Annotated in this window: 25 protein-coding genes; 12 read left to right on the top strand and 13 right to left on the bottom strand. The window is 43.2% G+C overall.

Features of this window, described 5'->3' with window-relative positions:
- The 4 genes from J1N09_RS05220 to J1N09_RS05205 all read left to right on the top strand — a co-directional run bounded on the left by J1N09_RS05220 (position 1) and on the right by J1N09_RS05205 (position 3202).
- On the top strand, positions 1 to 711 hold the full coding sequence (locus J1N09_RS05220; protein WP_265198669.1) for a YqjF family protein: 711 nt from the start codon (positions 1 to 3) through the stop codon (positions 709 to 711).
- Between the two features lie 60 nt (positions 712 to 771).
- Positions 772 to 2154: an MATE family efflux transporter gene (locus J1N09_RS05215; RefSeq protein ID WP_265198667.1), complete on the top strand. Its 1383-nt coding sequence runs from the start codon at positions 772 to 774 to the stop codon at positions 2152 to 2154.
- A gap of 249 nt (positions 2155 to 2403) precedes the next feature.
- Complete coding sequence (locus J1N09_RS05210; protein WP_265198665.1) at positions 2404 to 2634, top strand: hypothetical protein; 231 nt, start codon at positions 2404 to 2406, stop codon at positions 2632 to 2634.
- Positions 2627 to 3202: a phosphatase PAP2 family protein gene (locus J1N09_RS05205; RefSeq protein WP_265198663.1), complete on the top strand. Its 576-nt coding sequence runs from the start codon at positions 2627 to 2629 to the stop codon at positions 3200 to 3202. Before J1N09_RS05210 ends, J1N09_RS05205 begins: the two co-directional genes overlap by 8 nt.
- On the opposite strand, the gene J1N09_RS05200 is transcribed toward J1N09_RS05205, so the two are convergent.
- Genes J1N09_RS05200 through J1N09_RS05190 form a run of 3 tightly spaced genes read right to left on the bottom strand, consistent with a single transcriptional unit; the run spans position 3189 to position 6149 of the window.
- Positions 3189 to 4820: an ArnT family glycosyltransferase gene (locus J1N09_RS05200; RefSeq protein ID WP_265198660.1), complete on the bottom strand. Its 1632-nt coding sequence runs from the start codon at positions 4818 to 4820 to the stop codon at positions 3189 to 3191. The two genes, J1N09_RS05205 and J1N09_RS05200, sit on opposite strands and share 14 nt — an antisense overlap.
- Positions 4807 to 5439 carry a lipid-A-disaccharide synthase N-terminal domain-containing protein gene (locus tag J1N09_RS05195; protein WP_265198658.1) on the bottom strand — a complete coding sequence of 211 codons (633 nt, stop codon included), beginning with the start codon at positions 5437 to 5439 and terminating at the stop codon, positions 4807 to 4809. The genes J1N09_RS05200 and J1N09_RS05195 overlap by 14 nt, the downstream gene beginning before the upstream one ends.
- Complete coding sequence (locus tag J1N09_RS05190; RefSeq protein ID WP_265198855.1) at positions 5436 to 6149, bottom strand: glycosyltransferase family 2 protein; 714 nt, start codon at positions 6147 to 6149, stop codon at positions 5436 to 5438. The genes J1N09_RS05195 and J1N09_RS05190 overlap by 4 nt, the downstream gene beginning before the upstream one ends.
- A 95-nt stretch (positions 6150 to 6244) precedes the next feature.
- Between J1N09_RS05190 and J1N09_RS05185 the strand changes: the two genes are divergently transcribed.
- Positions 6245 to 7186 carry an NAD-dependent epimerase/dehydratase family protein gene (locus J1N09_RS05185; protein WP_265198656.1) on the top strand — a complete coding sequence of 314 codons (942 nt, stop codon included), beginning with the start codon at positions 6245 to 6247 and terminating at the stop codon, positions 7184 to 7186.
- Between the two features lie 2 nt (positions 7187 to 7188).
- Here the strand turns inward: J1N09_RS05185 and meaB are convergent, their stop codons facing one another.
- Positions 7189 to 8274 (bottom strand): methylmalonyl Co-A mutase-associated GTPase MeaB, encoded by a 1086-nt coding sequence (meaB, locus tag J1N09_RS05180; protein WP_265198655.1) that lies wholly within the window; start codon positions 8272 to 8274, stop codon positions 7189 to 7191.
- A 100-nt stretch (positions 8275 to 8374) separates the two neighbouring features.
- Between meaB and J1N09_RS05175 the strand changes: the two genes are divergently transcribed.
- The 3 genes from J1N09_RS05175 to J1N09_RS05165 are packed head-to-tail and all read left to right on the top strand — an operon-like array spanning position 8375 to position 11127.
- Complete coding sequence (locus tag J1N09_RS05175; RefSeq protein ID WP_265198654.1) at positions 8375 to 8920, top strand: RNA polymerase sigma factor; 546 nt, start codon at positions 8375 to 8377, stop codon at positions 8918 to 8920.
- Positions 8904 to 9485, top strand: coding sequence for a hypothetical protein (locus J1N09_RS05170; protein ID WP_265198652.1), 582 nt, complete (start codon positions 8904 to 8906; stop codon positions 9483 to 9485). Before J1N09_RS05175 ends, J1N09_RS05170 begins: the two co-directional genes overlap by 17 nt.
- Positions 9466 to 11127 (top strand): YggN family protein, encoded by a 1662-nt coding sequence (locus tag J1N09_RS05165; RefSeq protein WP_265198651.1) that lies wholly within the window; start codon positions 9466 to 9468, stop codon positions 11125 to 11127. Before J1N09_RS05170 ends, J1N09_RS05165 begins: the two co-directional genes overlap by 20 nt.
- Positions 11128 to 11187: 60 nt before the next feature.
- Here J1N09_RS05165 and J1N09_RS05160 read toward each other — a convergent pair whose 3' ends face one another.
- The gene (locus J1N09_RS05160; RefSeq protein ID WP_265198649.1) at positions 11188 to 11541 is read right to left on the bottom strand and encodes a DUF6249 domain-containing protein; all 354 of its coding nucleotides are present in this window, start codon (positions 11539 to 11541) and stop codon (positions 11188 to 11190) included.
- 146 nt (positions 11542 to 11687) lie between these two features.
- Between J1N09_RS05160 and J1N09_RS05155 the strand changes: the two genes are divergently transcribed.
- Together J1N09_RS05155 and J1N09_RS05150 are read left to right on the top strand one after the other, a co-directional pair.
- Complete coding sequence (locus tag J1N09_RS05155; protein WP_265198647.1) at positions 11688 to 12275, top strand: RNA polymerase sigma factor; 588 nt, start codon at positions 11688 to 11690, stop codon at positions 12273 to 12275.
- Positions 12259 to 12654, top strand: coding sequence for a hypothetical protein (locus J1N09_RS05150; protein WP_265198646.1), 396 nt, complete (start codon positions 12259 to 12261; stop codon positions 12652 to 12654). Before J1N09_RS05155 ends, J1N09_RS05150 begins: the two co-directional genes overlap by 17 nt.
- Here J1N09_RS05150 and J1N09_RS05145 read toward each other — a convergent pair.
- The 8 genes from J1N09_RS05145 to J1N09_RS05110 form a co-directional block, all read right to left on the bottom strand.
- On the bottom strand, positions 12651 to 13196 hold the full coding sequence (locus J1N09_RS05145) for a hypothetical protein (RefSeq protein WP_265198644.1): 546 nt from the start codon (positions 13194 to 13196) through the stop codon (positions 12651 to 12653). The two genes, J1N09_RS05150 and J1N09_RS05145, sit on opposite strands and share 4 nt — an antisense overlap.
- A gap of 98 nt (positions 13197 to 13294) precedes the next feature.
- Positions 13295 to 16654: a preprotein translocase subunit SecA gene (gene secA, locus J1N09_RS05140; protein WP_265198642.1), complete on the bottom strand. Its 3360-nt coding sequence runs from the start codon at positions 16652 to 16654 to the stop codon at positions 13295 to 13297.
- A gap of 165 nt (positions 16655 to 16819) precedes the next feature.
- On the bottom strand, positions 16820 to 17041 hold the full coding sequence (locus tag J1N09_RS05135) for a DUF2795 domain-containing protein (RefSeq protein WP_008272287.1): 222 nt from the start codon (positions 17039 to 17041) through the stop codon (positions 16820 to 16822).
- A gap of 143 nt (positions 17042 to 17184) precedes the next feature.
- Positions 17185 to 17757, bottom strand: coding sequence for a cob(I)yrinic acid a,c-diamide adenosyltransferase (locus tag J1N09_RS05130; protein WP_265198640.1), 573 nt, complete (start codon positions 17755 to 17757; stop codon positions 17185 to 17187).
- 8 nt (positions 17758 to 17765) lie between these two features.
- On the bottom strand, positions 17766 to 17942 hold the full coding sequence (locus J1N09_RS05125) for a hypothetical protein (RefSeq protein WP_265198638.1): 177 nt from the start codon (positions 17940 to 17942) through the stop codon (positions 17766 to 17768).
- A 14-nt stretch (positions 17943 to 17956) separates the two neighbouring features.
- The gene (locus tag J1N09_RS05120) at positions 17957 to 18643 is read right to left on the bottom strand and encodes an ABC transporter ATP-binding protein (RefSeq protein ID WP_265198636.1); all 687 of its coding nucleotides are present in this window, start codon (positions 18641 to 18643) and stop codon (positions 17957 to 17959) included.
- 71 nt (positions 18644 to 18714) lie between these two features.
- The gene (locus tag J1N09_RS05115; RefSeq protein WP_265198635.1) at positions 18715 to 19485 is read right to left on the bottom strand and encodes an O-methyltransferase; all 771 of its coding nucleotides are present in this window, start codon (positions 19483 to 19485) and stop codon (positions 18715 to 18717) included.
- A gap of 11 nt (positions 19486 to 19496) precedes the next feature.
- Positions 19497 to 21368 (bottom strand): ABC-F family ATP-binding cassette domain-containing protein, encoded by a 1872-nt coding sequence (locus J1N09_RS05110; protein ID WP_265198633.1) that lies wholly within the window; start codon positions 21366 to 21368, stop codon positions 19497 to 19499.
- Positions 21369 to 21474: 106 nt separating this feature from the next.
- Here J1N09_RS05110 and J1N09_RS05105 point away from each other — a divergent pair, with 106 nt between their 5' ends.
- Complete coding sequence (locus J1N09_RS05105) at positions 21475 to 22272, top strand: polysaccharide biosynthesis/export family protein (RefSeq protein WP_265198632.1); 798 nt, start codon at positions 21475 to 21477, stop codon at positions 22270 to 22272.
- Positions 22273 to 24747, top strand: coding sequence for a GumC family protein (locus J1N09_RS05100; RefSeq protein ID WP_265198631.1), 2475 nt, complete (start codon positions 22273 to 22275; stop codon positions 24745 to 24747). It begins immediately after the preceding gene.
- The last annotated feature ends 9 nt before the right edge of the window (positions 24748 to 24756 follow it).

Here is a 24756-nt window from a genome sequence, read left to right as displayed (position 1 = left end):
ATGAGCTTTCTAAAGGCGGAGTGGAGACGTTTAGCACTGGCAAACTACGAGGTTGACCCTCAAATACTATCACCCTTTTTACCCTATAGGACAGAGCTAGATAGCTGGAATGGCACCCATTATGTTAGCCTTGTTGGATTTTTGTTTCTGAATACTAAGGTGCTGGGTGTAAAAGTTCCCTATCACATTAATTTTGAGGAGATCAATCTGCGTTTCTACGTTCGACATCACGACGGAAAGCAATGGAAATGTGGGGTAGTGTTTATACGGGAGATCGTCCCAAAACCACTTATAACCTTTGTTGCCAATACATTATATAACGAGCACTATGCAACCCGAAAGATGTTTCACGCTTGGAAAGATTCCGAAGAAAACATGGAAACCACCTATGGATATTGGGAAAAGGACAGGAAACAACTCTTCTCGGTAGTTAGTTCCAATGAAAAACAGCCAATCACCGTTGGATCTGAAACAGAATTCATAACTGAACATTACTGGGGCTATAGCGGCACATCGGAAAACCGTACCACCGAATACCAGGTAACCCATCCTCGCTGGGATGCCTATGAGATAAAGGACTTCAATATCGATTTCGACTTCAGTCTCGCCTATGGCAACCACTGGGAATTCCTGAACGAACAACAACCTTTGTCTGTAATGCTTGCCGAGGGATCGAGCATCACCGTGGAGTCTAAATCGGTGCTCAAGTAAGTTGAATAAGTCGATTCAGAACGAAAAGGCTTCCTTACCTTTGCGGGAAAACTAACCGAAATGCTGGCCCAATACACCAAAGAATTTCGATATAACTACCGACTTGCAACACCGGTGATCCTGGGGATGCTGGGGCATACGGTGGTGGCTTTGGTTGATAATATCATGGTGGGTCAGCTGGGAACCGCCGAACTAGCGGCAGTTTCCCTCGGAAATAGTTTTCTGTTCATCGCCATGTCACTGGGTATTGGGTTTTCCACGGCCATCACACCTCTGATCGCTGAATCGGATGGTGAGGGCAATTTTAAAAAAGGTAAATCCACCTTCAAACACGGCCTCTTCCTTTGTACAGTGCTGGGGATCGCATTATTCCTGATGGTTTTCATAGCCAAACCACTTATGTACCACATGAATCAACCCGAAGAGGTGGTAAAATTTGCAATGCCCTATTTGAACCTGGTAGCGGTGTCTCTCGTTCCGTTGATCGTCTTCCAGGCTTTCAAACAGTTCAGTGACGGACTTTCCATGACGCGCTATCCCATGTATGCAACCATCATTGCGAACATTGTGAATGTAGTACTCAACTACATTTTTATCTTCGGAAAGTTAGGAATGCCAGAACTTGGGGTGGTTGGTGCTGCCATTGGAACACTGGCCTCCAGGGTGATCATGGTGGCTTATCTATGGTATCTATTATCACAGCATCACAAGTCGAGAGAATACGTTTTACACATTAAACTATTCCGCTTGCGGAAAAGGATGTTGAATAAGATTATGAGCTTAGGTTTTCCGTCCTCATTGCAAATGTTCTTCGAAGTTGCAATTTTCACAGCTGCCATTTGGCTTTCCGGTATACTTGGAAAGAATCCGCAGGCGGCCAACCAGATCGCGCTCAATCTCTCCTCCATGACCTTTATGGTTGCCATGGGCTTTAGTGTAGCCGCTATGGTTCGTGTGGGTAATCAGAAAGGACTAAAAAGGTTCAGGGAATTACGCAGGATCGCCTTTTCGATATTTTTACTTTCAACTATGCTCGCCCTGGTTTTTGCTATCCTGTTTGTTGTTTTCAGGGAGGCCCTACCGAAATTATACCTGGATTACGATAACAAGGCCGAATTCGCAGATAATTTCCAGGTTGCTACCATCGCTGCAAAGTTGTTGCTTATATCGGCTATCTTCCAGATATCAGATACATTACAAGTTGTTGTCCTGGGGGCCTTAAGAGGGATGCAGGATGTTAAGATCCCTACGGTGATCACCTTTGTGGCCTACTGGCTTATAGGATTTCCTATCTCGTATTATTTGAGTATGGTGAGTGATTATGGTAGCTCGGGGATCTGGATAGGACTGCTCGCCGGACTCACAGCCAGTGGTATAATGCTCTTTATTCGGTTCAATTATTTATCCAAACGGATGATCAGGAAATACTCAGATCCGATATAGTGATACAATAGGTCTGGATTTATAAATCGGGACAGTGGATTGATGAAATCCGACCAAGAGCATTTTGAAGCACGGCTTTTTATAAATAGATTCGTTTAGTAATAAATCAATTCCCGGTGAGAATTCGGGAGCCAAACCATCCAAATACCGATAAGCGTTCCTAGTTGAAAAGTTATTTTTGTTTAGTATTAAACCCCGGGCTTGTTCCGGGGTTTTTATTTTCCTTGTATTTTAGCGGAAAACATCTTTATGGAACTCCCGAAATTTCTACTTGGTGATAACACCGATTTCCCCGATGCCATCTTTGTAGTTCATACCGAATTCCCAAGATTTGTGATCAACCTCGCCAATGATGAGGTGGAGTGGCTTGAGGAATTCGATCAACACGACCAGAAAGAACTCGAGTCTGAAACCGAAAATTGTATCAAGGAGGCTTCGGAATTCTACGACAGGGAAGTAGCCCGCTACAAAAATGATTGAGAACTTACTCACATATGACGCCGAGTTATTTCTCTATCTCAACAACCTGGGCTCCGAACGCTGGGATGGTTTCTGGCATATCGTTACCGAGAAGTGGTCTTCCATACCCATCTATGTCATTCTCTTATACCTGGTCCATCGTCACTACGGCTGGAAAGGAACCCTGGTTGTAATAGTTTCGGTAGCACTTATGATCACCGCCACCGATCAACTTGCTAATCTATTCAAGTACGGGATCGAACGCCCCAGGCCGTGTCGCGTGGAGGCACTCCAGGCACAAATGCGCCCTCTCGTGGAAGGTGTTGGTTGCGGGCGATTCGGATTCTTTTCCGCCCATGCAGCCAGTTCGATGGCAGCCGCGGTATTCCTGGGATTAGCACTTCGGAAAGACTACCGTTATCTTCCTTTCATTTTACTGTTCTGGGCTGTCATTGTAGCCTATAGCCGAATTTACCTGGGAGTTCATTACCCTCTGGATATAATCACCGGAATGTTTTTCGGTGGGATACTGGGATGGCTTTTCTTTAAACTGAATCTCTGGGGTCAGCAGCGGTTCAACGCTTCGTAACCAGGTACAGATCCCTGTAGAGTCGTGGCCTGTGTGAACGTTCGCCTTCAGCCTTCGGATTCATATCGTATCTTCTTATTAGCTTAGTATCAAAGTCTTTAAAGGTATTTTGGAGGAGCTTCTGATCGTCCTTAGAAACAAGGACCCCAAATGCATTTTCGGAAGGTATTTTTGTTTCCCCGTCTTGAGTTAGAACTTCTATGGGTTTGCCATATGCCCAGATGAGCTCCGGAGTGAAATAGGTGAGTTCGTAAACTTCAACATTAGTTTCCTGCTGCCATTCGTTGAGTTTTTCCAGGCTGGTGTATTGAGGATTTACGGTAAGGGTTTTTGCCAGGGGCATTCCGAAGCACATAATAGCTGCGATAAAGAAGATGGTAGCAAAGAAAACCCGCTTGATATTTCTTCGGAATAAGCCTTGAATAATAATAATCCCGGTTAAGAACAACGCTATCGATAACAATGAGAACATAATATAGTTACCCGGCAGCTCATCCTTCAGAAAAAAATAACCTCCAATTGGAAATACCAGGCCAATCGTGGCAATGAGTCCGAAGTTAAAATAGACCGGTATGGTTTCCCATTTATTTGTTAGCTCCTTAAATCTTCGGATGAGATATTCAATATAGAACCCCGTATTCAAGGCCAACGGGATAAGTACAGGAAGTAGGTAACGAGATTTCTTTTCGGGAATGATAGAGAGTAAAACAAGTGAGAGCATTGTCCATAGAAAGATAAAACGATATCCTTTGGGGTCGATGACTCTTTTCTTCAGATAGGGATATAGCAAACCGATGAACGCCATTATCGTCCAAACCCCACTCTGGGTGAAGAAACTCCAGTAATAATAGAAGGGACGAACATTGTATCCCGTCCAGTTGGAAGTTTCCCGTTTGGTTATCTCCGCAACAGTTTCCGCATCGAAGGTATAGGTATACCAGTGCCACCAACCGGATATAGCCATGGCTATTATAAGGAAGATGACTAAAGGAAGGATTCGGGTCTTAAAGTTCTTGTATTTGTAGACTATTCCGAAGGCGATCAAAAAAGGCAGGAGTAGTGCATACAGCGACACAGGTCCCTTGCTCATAAACGAGAACCCGAAGAATAGCGCAGCTAGAAGGGCACGAGGGTATTTTTTCTCTTCGGAAGTAAAGAACAGGTACAATTGCCAGATACACACCATCATGAATGCATGGGTGAATATGTCCCAATTCCCATCCCTGCTGGCAGATACCACATAAAAGGAAGAAGCCATAATGAGGCAGGAAATGAAGGCATAGAATTTTTCACCTGTAAGTTTTTTTCCGAAGAAATAGGAGGTTAGTACAAGTAGGAGTCCCATAAGTGCCGCGGGTAACCTAAGTGCGGCTATGTTTTTTAATCCGAATATTGCCCCTGCGAAAGCCGTAAGCCAGGTAGGTAGCGGCGGTTTTTGATAACGTGGTTCTCCGTTCAAGGTGGTGAGCAGCCAGTTACCATCGTCCAGCATTTCTCGCGCCGTGGTGAAATTTCGTGCCTCCATGATATTCACATACAAGGCGTCGAGGTTCACAAAGAAAATTGCAATACACGCCAGCATGAGAAGGAGGATATGATTTCTCTTAAGTTTCTGCACGGAATTGTTTTTTCCAGATAAAGATATTGCGAATATAAATTATAAGACCAGCGATGTGACCTATAAAAAGCACAGGGTCTTTCCTGAATATGGCGTAGGTGAGGATGAGCGAAGCTCCAAGTACACTCATTCGCCAAAAGCCAACCGGTAGTTGGGATGTTTTTGTTCTTTCAGAATAGAGCCATTGGTACACGAATCTAAGTGTAAATATCACCTGAGAAACTATTCCTAATATCAGTAGCCAAAGAGGAATGTTCTCCTTACTGAAGAACTGTTCCATGTCGTATTCACCGTTGTTATAGGACCATACTACAATTACTATTGGGAAAATGATCAGGAACCACCTGGACCAGACCGGGGCGCGTTTCCATTCCCCCTGAAGCTGGAGATTGCGGATATAAATAAAGTAGGTGAGCGATTGTCCAAGCATGATGGCGAAATCATCCCTAAGGTAACCATAGACAAATAGGAGAAAAGAAGCTAATAGGCTCAATTTCCAGAAGAGAGTGGGGGTTATCACCTTTTTATTTCTCTCGGAAAGTATCCATTGAGCCAGTAGCCTGGCCGAAAATAAGATCTGTGCAGTAAAACCTATTCCGTAAATAAGCAGGTCGCTCATCCTTTTTCCTTCACCTCGTAATTAATGTACTTTTTCTTCATCCAAAGGTAGGCAAAGCAATCCATAAGCGGTCCCAGTAACCTGTTCCACAGTCCGAATTTAGCTTTCCCGGCTATCCTGGGGAAATGACGCACCGGAATTTGTAATACTTTTCCATGCTGAAGCATTATCATAGCCGGCAGGAATCTGTGCAACCCTCTGAACATTGGAATGCGCTTGGCGTAGTCGGTTTTTATCACTTTTAGCGGGCAACCCGTATCGTCCATGCCGTCGTGCGTAAAGGCCCTGCGAATGCCGTTAGCTATCTTGGAAGACATATTCTTGACAAAGGAGTCCTTTCGGTCGGCGCGTACGCCGGTGACAAGGTCGTAATCCCCAATATGTTCGAGGAGGAGATTGAAGTCTTCAGGAGCCGTTTGGAGATCGGAGTCGATATAACCAAGAAGTTCCGTCTCCACATGATCAAATCCAGCTTTGATAGCAGCACTAAGCCCTCGATTCTCTTTAAAAAGAACATAGCTGAAAGCATCGTTTCTTTGGCAGATCGCTTCGATGAGTTCCTGACTTTTATCGGAAGAGCCATCATTTACAAACAGAATAGCTGTTTTTCGCGTAGCTATCTTTGTATAGGCAAGAAGCTCTTTTTCAACCCGTTCAAGGTTGTCTTCCTCGTTGTAGACCGGCACAATGATGGTAAACTCGTACATCAGGTTGTTTCTGAAAAGATTTCTGCAAAAGTATTTCTTTTTTGAAGAATACGACTGTATGCGGGAAAAGATGTTTCTTTGTAGGCGAATTCAGTTTTATGCGAATACTTGTTACAGGAGCTGCCGGGTTTATAGGTTCTCATACTGCCGAACGACTTGCCGATATGGGTCACGAGGTAGTTGGGATAGACAACTATTCCGATTACTACGATGTTAGACTGAAAGAGCTTAATGCAGAGATGCTGACAAAAAAGGGGATACAGATACTTCGGTTGGACCTGAGAAAGGATGATCTCGATGCTCTTTTTTCCGAAGCAATAAATTACATCTTTCATTTCTCTGCACAACCTGGAATTGCAGTCACTTCCACTTTTGAAGATTACCTGAGCAATAATTTCATCGCCACTCAAAAATTACTGGATGCAATCGAAGAACTTGAGGAAAAACCTTTCTTCGTGAATATTGCTACTTCTTCCATTTATGGGTTACACGCTACCATGACTGAAGACAAAGCACCTTTACCTGCGTCGTGGTACGGTGTTACCAAATTAGCCGCTGAGCAACTTGTTTTGGCGTATAGCAGGCGAGGATTGCTAATGAGTACATCGCTTAGACTATATTCTGTCTATGGACCCAGGGAGCGTCCTGATAAATTGTACACTCGTTTGATCGACTGCGGAATCAATGACAAGCCTTTTCCTTTGTATGACGGTAGTGAAAAGCACTTGCGTAGCTTTACCTATGTGCAGGACATAGTTGATGGTATAGTGAGTGTGATCGGGAAGGAGGACATCGCTAACGGTGAAATTTTCAACCTGGGTACCGAAGAAGAGAATAGCACGGCTACCGGGATCGCAATCGTTGAAAAAATTCTTCAGAAAAAAATTCAGATAGAACACAAGCCCGCACGCCCGGGAGATCAGTCCCGCACCAGGGCCAATATCGATAAGGCCAGAAGATTACTGGGGTATAATCCTACTACGTCTCTGGAGGATGGATTGCGTGCCCAGGAAGCCTGGTTTCGGGATAATTTCAGCTAAAATTACTTCTGATGTAAGGACAGAAGGTGGTTCGCCGCCTCAAAAGGAGTAGTCCTGTTTTCGTCGAGCGCCGTCAGCTGTTCTTTAAGTGCTTTTTTGATCACCGGATCTTCGTAGAAGTCATTCTTTAAAGCGCTTTCGATGGTTTGCAGCAGCCAGAATTTGTTTTGCTCGTTTCTTCTTTGCTGAAAGTAGCCGTTTTCCTTTGTTAGTTCGACATATTCCGAGATCAATTCGGCTATATCTTCTATTCCCTCATTTGCAATCGCCGAACAGGTGAGCGTTATTGGAGTCCAACCGCTTTCTTTTTCGGGAAACAGATGAAGCGCCCTGTTGAATTCGGTTTTTGCGAGTTTGGCGGCTTTCACGTTCTCACCATCCGCTTTATTGATGACGATAGCATCGGCCATTTCCATGATCCCACGTTTGATTCCCTGAAGCTCGTCACCTGCACCGGCCAATTTCAGTAATAAAAAGAAATCGGTCATCGAATGCACCATGGTCTCACTTTGTCCTACACCCACGGTTTCAATGACAATTATATCGAATCCTGCAGCTTCGCAAAGGATGATAGCTTCACGTGTTTTTCTCGCAACACCACCGAGTGAGCTGCCGCTCGCCGATGGCCGAATAAAGGCACGTTCATCTTTAACCAGCTCCTCCATTCGGGTTTTGTCGCCCAGAATACTACCCTTGCTGAGTTTACTACTCGGGTCAACAGCCAGGACAGCTACATTAAGACCTTTGTTAGTATAGAGCTTTCCGAAACTTTCAATAAAGGTACTTTTTCCAACCCCTGGTACGCCCGTGATCCCTATTCTAAGCGCATGTCTGGTGTGTGGTAAAGATTTTTCAAGAAGTTCGCTGGCTTGTTTCCGATGTTTAGGATGTGTACTTTCAATGAGAGTGATCGCCCTACTCAGGGCACTTTTGTTGCCGGAAAGGAGACCTTCAAGCAGTTCTTCGGGTTTTACAGCTTTTTTTCTGCGGGCTTTTACCTTTTCGGCCGTAGATTTACTAACAGACGAAGGCTGTGGAACACCTTTCATTTCGTGCATGGCACCGGTATTTTTTGAAGCTTTTGCCACGAAGTGAAGTTATAACAATTTTATAAATTTAATATTCTTTGCAACAGTCGAAATTATGAGTCGTCTTTAAACCGAACAGCAACCAAAAAAACCATCATCTGTGGCGGATTCGTTACTTATTGAGAAGTGTAAACAGCACGATCGAAAAGCGCAAATGGCACTTTATAGAAAGTATTGTGACGGCATGTTTATTGTCGCAAGCCGATATATGAAGGATGCCGCCGCTGCGGAAGACGCTTTGCAGGAAGCGTTTATAAAAGCGTTTCAAAAGATCGACCAGTTCAGAGGGGACGTCACCTTTGGAGCCTGGTTGAAAAGGATCGTCATCAACCGCTGCCTGGATATTATCAAGGCACGCAAGATGGAGGTCCAATCCCTGGACGACGGAGTGCTCCATATCGCAGAAAGCGATGATGACTGGAAGGTAGGAGACCAGGCTACGATGGATGAGGTCTACTCGGCCATAGAAAGTTTGCCGGATAATTATCGAGTCGTCGTGAAATTATTTCTACTGGAAGGCTATGACCACCAGGAGATATCAGAGATCCTCGGGATCACCGAAAGCGCTTCAAGAACTAACCTGCACAGGGGAAAGAAACAATTAAAGAAAACACTTAAACACTTGGAATATGGGACAGGATATTAGAAAGATGATGCGGGATTACCGTCCGGAGACTGCAAAACTCTCCGAAGGCCATGAAGCACGCTTCGAGGCCCGGCTGGACGCCCAGGAAGAGAAACCAAAAGGAAATATGTACTTCTGGTTACGAGTTGCCGCCATCGTACTAATCATTATAACAGTAGGCGGAATTGCCTACAATAGTTTTGATGGAAGTAGTAACCAGGATGGGATAACTGTTGCCGAAGATGATAAAAATACTCCTGAGGTAATAGAGTCTTTTACACTCGGTGATATTTCACCGGACCTTAAGAAGATAGAGTCGTATTATACCACGGGTATCAACGTACAGTTGGCGTCCCTCCGGGTGAATGATAGCAATAAAGAACTGGTAGATAGTTATATGCGGCGCCTGCAGGAGCTGGATGCCGAATACCAGGTATTAAATAAAGAATTAAACGAAGTAGGGCCCAATGAGGCGACCATCACTGCTTTGGTTGATAATTTGCAATTGCGTTTGGAACTGCTGTTCAAACTAAAGAACAAATTGGAAGAACTTAAAAAACAAAACAATGAGAATTTTACAGCATAGAATATTAATCGCGGTCGCCTTATTATTTGGTGGTGCCGTACTCACCGCTCAGGTCCAGGAGACCGAACGATTTAATGTGAACGACGATGTGGTTGTAGAGGTGAATACCTCCTATACCAACGTGATCTTTGAGACCTGGAACAAGGACGTAGTTGAAGTTACGGCCTCGGTGGAAGGAGAAGATCTAACCCAAGAAGAGAAACAAGAGATCCTTGATAATTGGGATTATGAAGCTCTTGGAAGCAGTAAAAAAGTGAAAGTGACCTCACACGCCGGTGGCGGATGGATGGGATTGGAAGGACTTCACGGTCTGGAAGGATTGAAAGGGCTTGAAGGTTTAAAGGCCCTCGAAGAGCTGGAAATGCTTAAAGACATGCCGAACATCGTGATTCCTGAATTCGATTTCAACTTTAACGAAAATTTTAATTTCGATTTCGATGTCCCTGAGTTGGAAGAATTTCCACACTGGCCTTTCACCGATGATAAACCTAATTTCAAGGATGGCGATGCCTACAACCATTACAGCATTCAGCACGGGAGAAGTATTACCTTCGACCGGGGGGAATACAGGCAGAACAAAAAGGCATACGTCGACAAGTTAAACAGAAAGCACAAGTCGGATGTTAGTGTTCGGGAAGTTGATAACTGGTTGGAGGAAGTAGACGATTGGTCATCTAATGTAGAGAGTGTGATGGAAGAGTGGGGAGACAACTTTGGAAAGGAATTTGGAGAGAAATTTGGAGAGGATTTCGAGCAGAAGATGGAGAAATGGGGTGAAGAATTCGGAGAAAAATTTGGAAAGGATATGGAAAAATGGGGTGAGAACTTCGGAAAGCAAATGGAAGAATTCGGAAAGCGATTTGAAGAGCAGTACGGACAAGAAATGGAGAATTGGGGCGAAGAGTTCGGAAAACAAATGGAAGAATGGGCCAAGCAATTCGAGGAAGACGGTGGTAACTGGAGCAAACAGATCCATAGCGATCCACACGGGAATAAGACCATCATCATTCAAGGCGATAAAAAGGGTGAATACAAGAAGGTGAAAGCCACTAAGACCCTTCGTATCAAGATGCCAAAAGGTGCCAGGACAGAGATAAATGTAAGACATGGTGAAATAAAGATGGCCGACGCATACAATGTGCGAGCTACGCTGAATTATTCGCCATTCACAGCTAACAGCGTTGATGGGGGGAATACCCTCATCAGCGCCGCTTACGCGCCAGTAACCGTGAACAACTGGAATGACGGAACTCTCTTTGTGAAGTACATCGACAATTGCCAGTTGAACAAGGTGAACCGTATCGAGCTGGATTCGAATTCCAGTAATGTGACCATCAACCTTGTGGATAATGTTGCATTTCTTACCGGTTCCTTCGGGGATGTGAAGATCAAGAATGTTTCTGATGATTTCCAAACGATTCGTCTGGACCTGGATAACACAGACGCCTTTATCGTAATCCCAAATTCATCTTTTACATTTGATTTCACAGGAAATCGATCTACTTTACTTTATCCAAGGTCCATGGAGATGAATCAGCGAAAACAAAATGGTCGTGTCCTGGTTAATGGCTTTAACCGAAGTAATTCATCCAACAGATCATTCACCATAAACGCTTCCTATTCGAATATAAAACTACAATAGAGAAACCGTTCCTAAACCAAGGTTCAAGAACGGTTTTGCTAACTAATAACCAACTAAAAGTTAAGCGTCTTTACTAAGTCTTTTGGTTACGTAAAAACCGCTAAAGAGTCCCAGACCGGCCATAAAGAATATAACTCCCGGGAAAGCCACATCTTCGTCCATTCCGAATCCCTGAACAAATCCTTCAGCAATTAATACTCCCAGACCGATACCCATAAGTAGGAAAGCTAAATTGATAATTACTACTTTCCACATAGGTGTTACCCTTCTGTCCTTGCTGTAAAATATAGATGCATCTGCACCCTTATCTATTAGTGCTAGACGTTCACGATTTCTGGCGGATATAAATAGGTAGAATATTCCGAATATCACTCCGAACATTACAATTGGTACGATTACTTCTCCTGCTCCCATAATACTAATTTTAAGTGTTTAAGTTTATAAATTTTCAGTTCGTTTGCATCTATGACGCAGTTCTTTGAGAAGCGGTTACATTTTTTCGTAATTTTTTATTCTGAATTAGTTGTAACCTAATAAATCGTTCTTTCGTCTTATGAGCAATGAACCGGCACACTGACCAACACTATATCAGGAAAACCCTGCAGGGAGATGTGAATTCATTTTCTGTGCTAATAGATCGTTACCAGAACCTGGTGTATACGGTGGTATTGAGGGTGGTTAAAGTGAAGGAAGAGGCCGAAGAAGTGTCACAGGATACTTTTTTGAAAGCATTTGAATCGCTGAAAAGCTATAGGGGAGAATCTAAATTTTCTTCCTGGTTGTACAGCATCGCTTATCGTAAAGCCCTGGACCGGGTTCGAAAGAACAGCAGAATGAAACCAGTTGAATTGATAGAGGACATCACCGAGAAGAATGTAGAGGCTATCGATAACGCGCTGCATTTTCTTGAACAAAAGGAGCGCAATGCAACTATTCAGAAATGCATAGAGCAACTCCCCGAAAAGGAGGCTGCGATAATTACGTTCTATTATTTTGATGATATGTCTGTTCGGGAGATCTCGGCCATCACAGATCTGAGCGAAGACAATGTAAAAGTAAAACTACACCGGAGCAGGAAAAAATTGTTTTCTTTGTTAAAACAATTCGTACTGCCCGAAATATCTAACAGCAATGGAAGAGCAATCTAAAAGAGAGGATCAGATTTTAAAGAAATTGATCGTTGAAGCGGGAACCGAATCCCCTTCGCATGATTTCAAGGCGAAGTTAATGGATGCCGTTCGTGAAAAAGCCGATCAAAAAGTGGTCTATAAACCTCTTATTCCAGGAAAAGTATGGATAGTTGTAGCCGCAGTATTTATTGGTGTTGCGGTTATTGCGGTACTGTTTCCTTCATCGGGTATGTTATCCAGTTTTGGTTTGGACACATCGATAGTGGAGACAGGCATTTCCATTCCTAAACCTGAATTTTCCAAGACTTTCATTTACGCAATGATATTTCTATCACTATTTCTCTTCCAGGTTCCGTTCCTTAAGAAATACGTTGAAGCAAAATACAGAATAGATTAATTCGCGAGCGCCTGAAGCACATAGGTGCCGTCTGGCCCATGAGAAAATGAGCCTTCCACGGCGTATTGCTGCTCAATGGCCTGGTCCAGTTCCACACAGAAATAATTGCAATTAAACTGAATTTCATTGCTAAGAATGAATGTGGAGTCTGCCTGTCGGCGTATGAATGTTGCCAATCCGCTCCCGTTTACAAATTGTATGAGTGGAATTCTGAATTCAATATCCGGACGGACCGCTTCGCGACTATTTACTGTGACAGCCCTGTAGCGGACACTACCTGAGTTTGTACCGGCGTTTTCTGTGGTTACCTTGTTTGCCGTTAATTGATAGTTGAAGCCAGGTTCGAAAAAGAAATTATCGATCTGTGCACGTTTTGGTGTTGGGTCACCATCTTCGTTTATTATGAAAGCCGTACCGTTGAATGGATCTGTAGTTTTGTAATGTGAAACAGAAAGTTCCACCTGTACTTGAGTAATGCTTTCATCACTTTCACTGCATGAGAAGAGTAAAACCGTAGCGATTAATAGCGCAATTCTTTTCATCACTTTATTTTTCAGAAGATTACATCAAAAAATATACCGAAAAGCCATAAAAAAACCCGAAGTTCTCACTTCGGGTTCGCTTTATCGTTTCTGTGAATTTATTCCTCATCCACCAGTACCCATTCGCCTTTATCGATCAACGGGATGGCCTGTTTGTACTTGAGGGTACGATTCTCACCACTCATCACATTTTTAATGGTCACCCTTTCGTTACGGCCAATTTTAGGTCGCTCACGTACTATGGTTTCCGTGATCGGCTGCTTGGCTTGGGTATTACCTGCAGCTCTTGACTGGGCAGCTCTTTCGTCCATGTTAGGGATCTCGTCTTTTTGTTCGCTGAGCTTTTCCTTTCTTCTTACCTCCCGAGCTTCCTGGATCTGTTGCTGATTCTCCTGCGGAAGTTCTCCTTTGAACAAGAATGAGATCACGTCCTTATTTACCTTTTCGATCATAGCCTTGAACAGTTCAAAAGCTTCGAACTTGTAAATTAGTAACGGATCTTTTTGCTCGTGTACTGCAAGTTGGACCGACTGCTTAAGTTCGTCCATCTTTCTAAGATGTGTTTTCCACGCATCGTCGATAATAGCCAGGGTGATATTCTTTTCAAAGTCCTGAACAAGTTGTTTACCTTCACTTTCGTAGGCCATTTCGAGGTCTGTGGAAACGTTTAGTGTCTTTACACCGTCTGTAAATGGAACCAGGATGCGTTTGTACTGATCTTTGTGATTTTCATACACATTCTTGATCACCGGGAAGGCCATATCGGCGTTTCTGGCCATCTTTTCCTGGTAGTGCTCGTAGGCCGCCTTGTAGATATTGCCGGCAACATCCTGAACACTCATGCTCTCGAATTCCGATTCGTCTATGGGCGAACTCATTGAGAAGTAGCGGATCAATTCGAACTCGAAGTTCTTATAATCCTGCGCTGCCTTATTAGTTTCGGCTATCACTTCGGAGGTATCGTAGATCATATTTGCGATATCTACCCTTAGTCGCTCACCGAAGAGAGCGTGATATCTTCGTTTGTAAACCACTTCACGCTGTGCGTTCATTACGTCGTCGTATTCGAGAAGTCGCTTACGTATTCCGAAGTTATTTTCTTCTACCTTTTTCTGAGCTCTTTCGATAGACTTTGAGATCATGGAGTGCTGAATAACCTCACCTTCCTTCAATCCCATACGGTCCATCATTTTCGCGATTCGTTCACTTCCGAAGAGACGCATTAAGTTATCCTCCAAAGAAACGTAGAATTGAGAGCTACCAGGATCACCCTGACGTCCGGAACGACCACGAAGCTGTCTGTCTACACGTCTGGAATCGTGTCTTTCGGTACCAACGATCGCAAGACCACCGGCCGCTTTTACCTCATCACTCAATTTGATATCCGTACCACGACCTGCCATGTTGGTGGCGATAGTAACCATTCCGGCATTACCTGCTTCAGAAACAATATCCGCTTCCTTTTTGTGCAGTTTTGCGTTCAGTACGTTGTGAGGGATGTTTCGGATGCTAAGCATACGGCTTAATAATTCCGAGATCTCCACAGAAGTAGTACCAATAAGTATAGGTCTGCCGGCATTACTTAGGTCGGTAACCTCGTCGATCACCGCATTGTATTTCTCTCGTTTGGTCTTGTAGATCTTGTCTTCCTTATCCTCTCGTGCTATGGGTCGGTTTGTAGGAATTTCAACAACATCCAGTTTATAGATCTCCCAAAGTTCACCGGCTTCGGTAACGGCTGTACCCGTCATACCTGAAAGCTTGCGATACATTCGGAAGTAATTCTGTAGCGTAATAGTAGCGAAAGTTTGTGTAGCAGCTTCCACCTTTACATTCTCCTTGGCTTCGATCGCCTGGTGGAGTCCGTCGCTATATCGACGACCATCCATGATACGACCGGTACTTTCATCCACGATCATTACCTTATTGTCCATCACCACGTATTGGGTGTCTTTTTCAAACAAGGTATACGCTTTAAGCAATTGATTCATGGTGTGGATCCGCTCGCTCTTTACTGAAAAATCACGGAATAGCTCTTCTTTTAATTCAGCTTCTTTCTCTGGAGCAAGACCTTGCTCCTCAATTTTCGCGATTTCCGTTCCTATTTCAGGCATCACAAAGAATTCCGGATCGTCTTTACCGGATAGATGATCTACCCCTTTATCGGTAAGGTCTATCTGGTTATTCTTTTCTTCAATCACAAAGTACAACTCGGCGTCAACCTTCGGCATTTCCCGGTTGTTGTCCTGCATATAGAAGTTTTCCGTTTTCTGAAGGATCTGCTTTACACCTTCTTCGGAAAGGAATTTAATGAGTGCTTTGTTTTTAGGAAGTCCGCGATATACGCGAAGCAACTGGAATCCACCTTCTTTGGTATCTCCCTCGCGAATGAGTCTTTTTGCTTCGGCTAAAACTCCCGTAAGATATTTACGCTGGATATTTACAAGATCGAGGATCTTTGGTTTTAGTTCGTTGAATTCGTGTATATCTCCCTTGGGAACAGGTCCCGAAATAATAAGCGGCGTACGCGCATCATCGATCAATACAGAATCCACCTCATCAACAATGGCGAAGTGATGTGGCCGTTGCACCAGGTCTCCCGGTGCATGGGCCATGTTATCCCTCAGGTAGTCGAAACCAAATTCATTGTTGGTTCCATAGGTGATATCTGCATTGTAGGCTTTTCTTCTTTCTGCTGAATTAGGCGTGTGGTAATCGATACAGTCTACAGACAAGCCGTGGAATTCGAAAATAGGTGCCATCCAGGCGGAGTCACGTTTTGCAAGGTAATCGTTCACGGTTACCAGGTGAACCCCGTTACCGGCAAGAGCATTCAAGTAGACCGGTAAGGTCGCCACAAGGGTTTTACCTTCCCCTGTTTGCATTTCGGCAACTTTTCCCTGGTGCATTGCTACACCACCAACCAGCTGCACATCGTAGTGCACCATATCCCAGGTAACCTCTTTTCCTGCTGCGTCCCAGGAATTCTTCCAAATGGCTTTTTCTCCATCAAGGGACACATATTCTTTTGTTCCCGATAATTCCCTATCAAATGGAGTAGCGTTGACGGTAAGTGTTTCGTTGTCCCTGAACCGAGTTGCTGTTTCTTTGATCACGGCAAATGCCTCGGGCAGGATTTCGTCCAGGGTCTTCTTTTCTATTTCGTAGCGATCGTCTTTTAGTGCATCAATCTGGTTATAGATATCTTCTTTTTTGTCGATATCTTCCATTTCCTCCGCCTCTTTTTCAAGGTCTTCGATCTGTTTGTTGATCTCTACCTGGTCTTCTATTATTTTATTTTTGAATTCGTCCGATTTGCCCCTGAGTTCATCAATGGTTAATTTCTCCATCTCAGGACCGCATGCCTTAATCCGATCTACATAGGGTTGGATCTCACTGATATCCTTTTTGGATTTATCTCCTACAAAAACTTTTAATACACTATCTAACAATCCCATGGTTTATGTTTTATTTTCACCCGATCATCCAGTGTACAAACTAACTGTAAAAAAACCAGTTTGCCAAAAGCCACAGGGCTTTTGTTGCTTATTTATCGGGTATAAAAAAAGTCTCGAAAACGAGACTTTTTTAATTATGTTTTTAGTGTTGCCGGGCAACGTTTATTAATATTCATCTTCGTTCCACAGATAATCTTCATCTGTGGGATAGTCCGGCCAAATTTCTTCGATCGAATCATACGAATCACCTTCATCTTCAATCGCCTGAAGATTCTCCACTACTTCCAGTGGAGCTCCCGTACGGATCGCATAGTCTATAAGTTCGTCTTTCGTGGCCGGCCAGGGTGCGTCACTTAAATATGACGCTAATTCTAATGTCCAGTACATAGTATGTAATGATTTGGTATTTCTGCAAAAATAATTTTTTGTTTCAAAAAGTCAAGGAAAAAATCAATTATTTCCGCTGTATTTTAAAGAACGTAATTAAACTATTGAAAATCAGTAATTTAAAAATAGGAAAAAGAAGTGAATTACAGTTTCTCCGGAATCCATTTCACCTCTTTGGCCTGAAGATCATTGGACAACTTCCGTGCCAGCACAAAAAGATAATCAGAAAGTCGGTTTAAATACTTCAAAACCGACTCGTCAACCGGGGATTCTGAATGCAGTAGTGTTACCAAACGCTCGGCCCTTCGGCATACACAGCGTGCTATGTGACAATATGACACCGTTGTGTGCCCTCCTGGTAAGACAAAATGCGTCATTGGAGGTAGTGCCTCGTTCATTTCATCCATTTCCGATTCCAGTTTCTGAATATCGTCTTCACTCACTTTGGGAATATTGAGCCGTTCCTTTCCACTCTTTAAGGTGGCTTTTTCAGGATCGGTTGCCAGAATGGCCCCAACAGTGAACAGTTTATCCTGAATATGGGTCAGCACTTGCTTGTATTTAGCATCCATCTCCTGGTCGCGGATAAGCCCTAAATACGAATTGAGTTCATCTACTGTGCCGTAACTTTCAATCCGGATGTGGTATTTCGGAACCCTGGTTCCCCCAAATAGGGAAGTAGTTCCTTTATCGCCTGTTTTTGTGTAGATCTTCATGGAGTCGCTTACTTCTGCTGTTCTTCTCTTTCTTTCTTTTTTTGGTAGTATTCGTCACGGAAACTTCGCTGTTGCCGCTTTCTATTGGTAGAGCTGTTCTTTCGACTCCACAGGTAGACCAAAACTACGAGGAACATAAGCCCTATAATAATCACATAAGGATCTGTAAGGAAGTCAGAATTCATAGTATCAAAGATACTTATTTAATCCTTTTATCACTAGACACCATTCCGTCAATTAGACGAATAATTCGATGGGTGTGAGCAGCAATATCCTCTTCGTGGGTAACGACGATCACGGTATTTCCGTTCTTATGTATCTCGTTGAAAAGCGCCATGATCTCTTCTGAAGTCTTTGAATCCAGGTTACCTGTAGGCTCATCAGCAAGTATGATGGATGGTTTGTTCACCAATGCTCGTCCCACAGCAACTCTTTGTCGCTGTCCACCGGAAAGCTGGTTCGGACGGTGATCCATCCTGTCGGCCAGGCCAACGTCTGCCAGGACTTCCTCTGCACGCTCTTTACGCTGCGCTTTACTCGCTCCTGCGTAGATCATAGGCAGAGCCACATTTTCAAGGGCAGTGGTACGGGGAAGCAGGTTAAAGGTCTGAAATACAAATCCGATCTCGGTATTTCGGACTTCCGCTAGTTCGTCATCCGACATATTACTAACGTCTCTCCCGTTGAGCTCATAACTACCTGCAGTAGCCGTATCAAGGCATCCCAGTATATTCATCAGGGTAGATTTCCCGGATCCGGAAGGTCCCATAAGTGCCACGTATTCTCCTTTTTCGATGTCCAGGTCGATACCTTTCAGTACTTTCACAACTTCCTGACCCAGTGGAAAATCCCTTCTGATTCCTCTAATTTTGATTACGTGATCCATAGTGTTTCTGGCAGATTTTATCTAACGCAAGATAATGGTTTTTAGCATAAGACGCCGGGCTTTTGGCTATGTTACACTCTAATTATAAAATGTTCTTTTACTTGTTCTTTTCTGAAGAAAACCAAACCCCATTGGAAGGTGTCGATACTTACCGTAACCTCGGGACGCGCAACTATCTCATTCCAGGCTTCCGTCATTTCACGACTCCAATAGATATCGTCGAATATGATGATACTATTATTGTGAACCTTCGATGATAAGCGCTCAAAAATAGCCAGCGTAGCCACTTTATTATGATTGCCATCTACATAAATGAAGTCATATTCACTCTTGTCATCAGCGAGAAAAGTGTTGAATTCCGTATTTTGAAGATCCACGTTCTCAACTTGGAATTTCTCAAGATATTTTTTTGCTGTGTTCGCCGTTTGCGCGCAGCCTTCCACGGAAGTGATAATTGCATCTTTTGCAGCTATCGACATAGAAAAAGAGGAAATCCCCAGGGAAGTACCGAGTTCGAGTATGGAGGTAGGTTTCAGGAACTGAACCAGGCGAAATAACAATTGTTGGCGCTTTTTCCTTACTCCGGCGGTTTTAGCGATTGCGGAGATCTTACGCTGGTTGGAACGGAAAACCCGGGAACCTGCCCCGAAATCGGTTACTTCGATGGATTCATGATCATTTCTCAGGAGTTTTCTATGCTGTTTCAACAGTTTATACTCCGGGTGATGAGATTTATCGTAAAAGCATTCGGTGATGAGTTCATAAACAAATGGAGAATGCACACCGTGTTGATTGGTGGAACGCCGGAGAAACTTCAGATATGAAACAATTTGATAGATCATTCCTATAAAGTTTATCCTTCCATTTTTGCCGATAATTCGAACCAGCGTTCGGTTTTTTCTTCTATGGAATCGATCAATTGCTGAAGTAACTGCGATTGTTTATCGATCTCTTCGCCGTCCCAGCCTTCCGTAGCGAACTTATTCTGAAGTAATTCTTTTTCCTTCTCCAGTTTCTGAATTTCTCTCTCCAGTTTCTGAAATTCCTTTTGTTCGTTGTAACTGAGCTTCACCTTGGTTTCTTCCCCTTTCCAGCTGTTCTTTTTCTTCGGAATAGCATCTTCTTCAGATTCCGCAGATGGTAGCGAAGTACCGTAATACGTCCTGAAATCGGAATAGTTCCCCGGGAAATCGGTTATTTCTCCCGATTCACTGAAAACAAAAAGATGATCCACAATCTTGTCCATAAAATATCGGTCGTGAGATACAACGATCACACAGCCCGGGAAATCGAGTAGAAAGTTTTCCAGCACATTAAGAGTAACGATATCCAGGTCATTGGTGGGCTCATCGAGTATGAGAAAATTGGGGTTCTGGATGAGAACCGTACACAGGTAGAGTCGTTTCTTTTCCCCACCGCTTAATTTTTCAACATAATCGTATTGTTTCTTGCGGTCGAACAGGAAGCGTTCCAGTAATTGACCAGCAGAGATCTTCCGGCCTTTTTTCAACGGGATGTAATCGCCGTATTCGCGAATCACATCAATCACTTTCTGACCCGATTTTATATCAATTCCTTCTTGCGTATAATAACCAAATTGGACCGTTTCTCCGATCACCACTTTACCGGTATCGGGTTTTACAGAACCAGAGAGGATATTCAGGAAAGTGGATTTACCTGTTCCATTCTTCCCGATAATTCCAAGGTGTTCACCTCTCAGGAAGTTATAATTGAATTTGGAGAATAGGGTATTGTCACCATACGATTTAGAGATTCCGTGAAGTTCCACGACCTTAGTCCCAAGTCTCTCCATATTCAGTTCCAGTTGTACTTCGTGTTCATCCCTGCGTTTGTTCGCCCTGGATTTGATCTCCTCGAAATCGTCTATACGTGATTTGCTTTTGGTAGTTCGTGCTTTAGGCTGTCGCCGCATCCAATCCAGTTCTTTTTTGTAAAGTTGTTTGGCTTTTGCCCGTTCTGAAGCTTCATTTTCCAGCCTCGCCTCGCGTTTTTCAAGGAAGTAACTGTAGTTTCCTTTGTAGCTGTATAATTTACCTTCTTCCAATTCTACGATCTCGTTACACACCCGATCCAGGAAATAGCGGTCATGGGTCACCATGAAAAGAGTGATGTTGGACTTGGCAAAAAACGCTTCCAGCCATTCGATCATTTCCAGGTCGAGATGGTTGGTGGGCTCGTCCATGATAAGCAATTCCGGCTGCATGAGAAGGGCGTTTGTAAGGGCCAGTCGCTTTTTTTGTCCACCGCTGAGGTTCGCCACTTTTTTATCCAGCTCTTCCAGGTTGAGTTTGAAAAGGATCTGCTTGTATAAGGTTTCGAAATCCCAGGCATTATTGGCGTCCATTGCGTCGAAGGCCTTTTGGTAAGCCTCGGTATCGCTGGGATCTAACAGTGCTTTCTCGTAGTTTTCGATAATCCTTAGAATCGGGTTCTCTGTGGAGAATATCGTCTGCTCCACGGTCAATGCCGGGTTTAGGTCGGGTTCCTGGGAAAGGAAGGCTACTTTCAGGTTTTTTCGGTAGACTACCTGGCCCTCATCGGGTACGTCCTTTTCAGAAAGTATGTTAAGCAGGGAAGTCTTTCCGGTCCCGTTCTTTGCGACAAAACCGATCTTCTGCCCGGCGTTAATTCCGAAGGAAATATCAGTGAAAAGTACCCTTTCACCATAGGATTTAGCTATATTTTCAACCGATACATAGTTCATAATTGCAGTGAGTGCAAAGTAAACAGAAATTGAGCAGTTCCTCTAAATTATATTTTATTATTAGCGTACGAACGTTATATTTGTCCTGAAACAACCCCGTCTGTCCATGAAACCGAAGTATGTCTTACTATTCCTACTGGTAGTTATACTCGCATCTTCCTGTGTATCCAGAAAACAGCTCACCTATTTGCAAGAGGGTAATGTGGTAGCAGACAGCCTTATGACTATTCGCAAGGAGCAGGAGCCATATCGATTACAGATCAACGATTTATTGAGTATACGAGTAAAAGCACTCGATCAGGAGACAGTTGGGATCTTCAATCCAATTAGTGATGCTTCCAATGTGAATGCCCAGCGCGAAGAACAGCTGTATTTTGATGGCTTTGTGGTGGATCCTCATGGGAACATCCGTATTCCCACTTTGGGCGAGATCAATGTGTTAGGGTATACCGTAGAAGAGGTAAGGGAGGAAATTGAAGAACGATTGCTCAAAGATTATTTCAAGGAGGAGGCAAATATCTTTGTCACCGTAAAATTAGCTGGTATTCGTTATACTATTAATGGAGAGATTGGTAATCCCGGTTCAAGGATCATTTACAGGGACGAGGTTTCAATCATGGAAGCAATTGCCAACAGTGGTGATATACCAGTCACAGGGGATAAAACCGATGTGATCATCATACGTCAATATCCTCTAGGACAAAAGGTACATCATATCGATCTAACCAACATAGATGCGATGAATTCGCCCTACTATTACATAAAACCAAATGATCTTATTCTAATCAATCCGCTCCCTCAGAAATCACTTGGAACAGGTACAACCGGGCTTCAGAGCTTTACAACAATAATATCGTTAGTCACTGCAGCCGCAACTATTATTCTATTATTTACTCGATTATAAATGAACGAGGAATTTGACATAAATGAGATACAAACCACCTTCGATTTTCGAGGGTTCTTGTTCAAATTACTATCGCATTGGCCGTTATTCTTGATATGCCTAGGTATTGCACTTGGGATAGCATACTATATCAATATTAGAAAATTACCTATCTACCGAATTGAAAATATGGTATCCATTAAGGATGATCAAAACCCTTTCTTTACCACCAATACCAGCCTAACATTTAATTGGGGTGGTACTACGGATAAAGTAAATACAGCCATTATCACCTTGAAATCCCGATCTCATAATGAAGAAGTGGTAGAACGGCTGCAATACTATCTAACCTATCTAAGAGAAGGAAAGTTTCAAAAAGTGGATGCTTACGCCCAAACCCCTTTTAAAATTAAAGTCGACACAAGCCAAGCCCACATCCTTGGTCAGGAGATATCTGTGAAGTTTATCGATAGTGTTCGGTTTGAACTGAAAGTGCATTTTAATGAGGGCGGTTATAAGACATTGCAATATTATAATTCATCCAAAAGAAAAAAACAGCAATTCTTCGAAGCGAATCAATTTTCTAAGGAATACAAATTAGGGGACAGGATAAACCTGCCATTTTTTGGTGGAACTTTTCATCCGGTTGAAGGGATAACACCCTCTGCGGGCAGTGAATATTATTTTCGATTTAGCAATTTTGATGGAATCGTAAAGCGATTCCTGAATATTAATGTGCTGCCTGAGTCCCAGGGATCTTCAGTATTAAAGATGCGATTGAATGGAACTAATAAGGCCAAGTTGGTTGACTATCTGAACTCGTCAGTTGCATTGTTGGATGAGAATATGCTGAAGCGAAAGAATCTGTTTGCTACAAAGACTATAGAATTTATCGATAGTACACTATTGGATAAAGCAAAAGACCTTTCTCTTGTTGAGGATGAGTTGAATAATTATAAGAACAAGAATGCTATTTTCGATTTGGCTACAGAAGGCAGGGACATCAGTGTGAAGCTGAATAGTCTTGACCTGCAAAAAGAAAGTATAAAAAGAGAATTAAATTACTATACAACCTTAGAAAACTATCTCCAGAACAGAACCGATTACAGGGATGTTCCGGCACCGTCAGTTGCTGGAATAAACGAGGGTAGTGTTGTAGAAGGTGTAGGTCTTATCGTTTCTAAAGCCAGAGAGCGAAATACCCTGGAATATTCATATAAGGAAGGAGCGCCAATCTTTAAAGATATTGACCGACAGATCGATGCCATTAAAAAAGTACTCCTCGAAAATATCAATTCCTCCAAGGGATTGAAAAAACAGGAACTGGCTTTGCTAAATAGGGAAATCGCCAGGAATGAAGCTGAAATTAGGAATTTACCACGTGAACAGCAGGAGCTCTTAAAGATTGAAAGACGGTACAATTTGAGCCAGGCGTCATACAATTTATTTTTGTCTAAGAGAAGTGAGGCGAAATTGGTTGAAGCAGCCAATGTGAGCGATGTAATGATCATTGATGCGGCTAAAGATACCGGCGGTGGTAAAGTTGGTCCGAATACGCGGCTTAACTATGTTGTGGCACTTTTATTCGGGTCACTGATACCTTTTATTTATGTGTTTCTGAAAGTTTTTTTTGATACCCGGATACACAATATAAAAGATATTGAACGGCTGTCCAGAGTCCCGATTTTAGGGGTGATTGGTAAGAGCCGACTTGAAAATAACCTGGCTGTAGTTACCCGACCTAAATCCGTAATAGCAGAGGCATTCCGATCAATTCGATCCAGCCTTCAATTCATCTATAAACAGCAGGGTTTAAAAGGCTCTAAAACCGTTTTAGTAACATCCTCAGTGAGTGGAGAAGGGAAGACCTTTTGCTCCATAAATATTGCTTCCGTGTTCGCTCTGAGTGAAAAGAAAACTGTTCTAGTTGGACTCGACCTCCGTAAACCAAAGATCTTCGATGATTTCCATATCAATAATGACATAGGAGTAGTGAATTACCTTATCGATGAAGTCACCGAGGAGGAGATCATTCAGAAGACCATGGTTGATCACCTGGATGTGATCACTGCGGGCCCGATCCCACCGAACCCTTCGGAGTTGCTAATGACAGAGCGCATGGATTTACTAATAAATAGCCTAAAGGAGAAATACGACTACATCGTTCTTGATTCACCACCTATGGGACTGGTTTCGGATTCATTGGAACTCTTAAAGTATGCGGATGCCACCATCTATATGGTTCGTCAGAACCATACCAAAAAAGGTATGTTTGGGCTCATTAATGATAAATACAAAAGCGGCGAGATCACAAACATAAGTTTTGTCTTGAACTTCTTTGAAGGTAAGGCGAAATACGGTTATGGCTACGGTTACGGTTATGGTTACGGTTATGGATATGGTTATGGCTACGGACATGGATACCACGACGATGACAGAAAACCTTCTTTCTTAAGTCGTATAAAGCGAATGTTCGGTTCAAAGAAGAAACGCTAGATAAATACT

Source organism: Aureitalea sp. L0-47, from assembly GCF_026126405.1.
Lineage (GTDB): Bacteria > Bacteroidota > Bacteroidia > Flavobacteriales > Flavobacteriaceae > Pukyongia.
The sequence above is the reverse complement of the archived record's forward strand: the minus strand, read 5'-3'. Positions and strand labels throughout refer to the sequence as shown.

Bases quoted from the DNA above. Each gene is read 5' to 3' on its own strand.
- J1N09_RS05145 (WP_265198644.1), bottom strand. From the start codon at position 13,196: ATGAAAAGAATTGCGCTATTAATCGCTACGGTTTTACTCTTCTCATGC.
- J1N09_RS05220 (WP_265198669.1), top strand. From the start codon at position 1: ATGAGCTTTCTAAAGGCGGAGTGGAGACGTTTAGCACTGGCAAACTAC.
- J1N09_RS05150 (WP_265198646.1), top strand. From the start codon at position 12,259: ATGGAAGAGCAATCTAAAAGAGAGGATCAGATTTTAAAGAAATTGATC.
- J1N09_RS05205 (WP_265198663.1), top strand. From the start codon at position 2,627: ATGATTGAGAACTTACTCACATATGACGCCGAGTTATTTCTCTATCTC.
- J1N09_RS05125 (WP_265198638.1), bottom strand. From the start codon at position 17,942: ATGAATTCTGACTTCCTTACAGATCCTTATGTGATTATTATAGGGCTT.
- J1N09_RS05105 (WP_265198632.1), top strand. From the start codon at position 21,475: ATGAAACCGAAGTATGTCTTACTATTCCTACTGGTAGTTATACTCGCA.
- J1N09_RS05135 (WP_008272287.1), bottom strand. From the start codon at position 17,041: ATGTACTGGACATTAGAATTAGCGTCATATTTAAGTGACGCACCCTGG.
- J1N09_RS05155 (WP_265198647.1), top strand. From the start codon at position 11,688: ATGAACCGGCACACTGACCAACACTATATCAGGAAAACCCTGCAGGGA.
- J1N09_RS05185 (WP_265198656.1), top strand. From the start codon at position 6,245: ATGCGAATACTTGTTACAGGAGCTGCCGGGTTTATAGGTTCTCATACT.
- J1N09_RS05130 (WP_265198640.1), bottom strand. From the start codon at position 17,757: ATGAAGATCTACACAAAAACAGGCGATAAAGGAACTACTTCCCTATTT.
- J1N09_RS05165 (WP_265198651.1), top strand. From the start codon at position 9,466: ATGAGAATTTTACAGCATAGAATATTAATCGCGGTCGCCTTATTATTT.
- J1N09_RS05115 (WP_265198635.1), bottom strand. From the start codon at position 19,485: ATGATCTATCAAATTGTTTCATATCTGAAGTTTCTCCGGCGTTCCACC.
- J1N09_RS05100 (WP_265198631.1), top strand. From the start codon at position 22,273: ATGAACGAGGAATTTGACATAAATGAGATACAAACCACCTTCGATTTT.
- J1N09_RS05195 (WP_265198658.1), bottom strand. From the start codon at position 5,439: ATGAGCGACCTGCTTATTTACGGAATAGGTTTTACTGCACAGATCTTA.
- J1N09_RS05120 (WP_265198636.1), bottom strand. From the start codon at position 18,643: ATGGATCACGTAATCAAAATTAGAGGAATCAGAAGGGATTTTCCACTG.
- J1N09_RS05160 (WP_265198649.1), bottom strand. From the start codon at position 11,541: ATGGGAGCAGGAGAAGTAATCGTACCAATTGTAATGTTCGGAGTGATA.
- secA (WP_265198642.1), bottom strand. From the start codon at position 16,654: ATGGGATTGTTAGATAGTGTATTAAAAGTTTTTGTAGGAGATAAATCC.
- J1N09_RS05210 (WP_265198665.1), top strand. From the start codon at position 2,404: ATGGAACTCCCGAAATTTCTACTTGGTGATAACACCGATTTCCCCGAT.
- J1N09_RS05215 (WP_265198667.1), top strand. From the start codon at position 772: ATGCTGGCCCAATACACCAAAGAATTTCGATATAACTACCGACTTGCA.
- J1N09_RS05110 (WP_265198633.1), bottom strand. From the start codon at position 21,368: ATGAACTATGTATCGGTTGAAAATATAGCTAAATCCTATGGTGAAAGG.
- J1N09_RS05170 (WP_265198652.1), top strand. From the start codon at position 8,904: ATGGGACAGGATATTAGAAAGATGATGCGGGATTACCGTCCGGAGACT.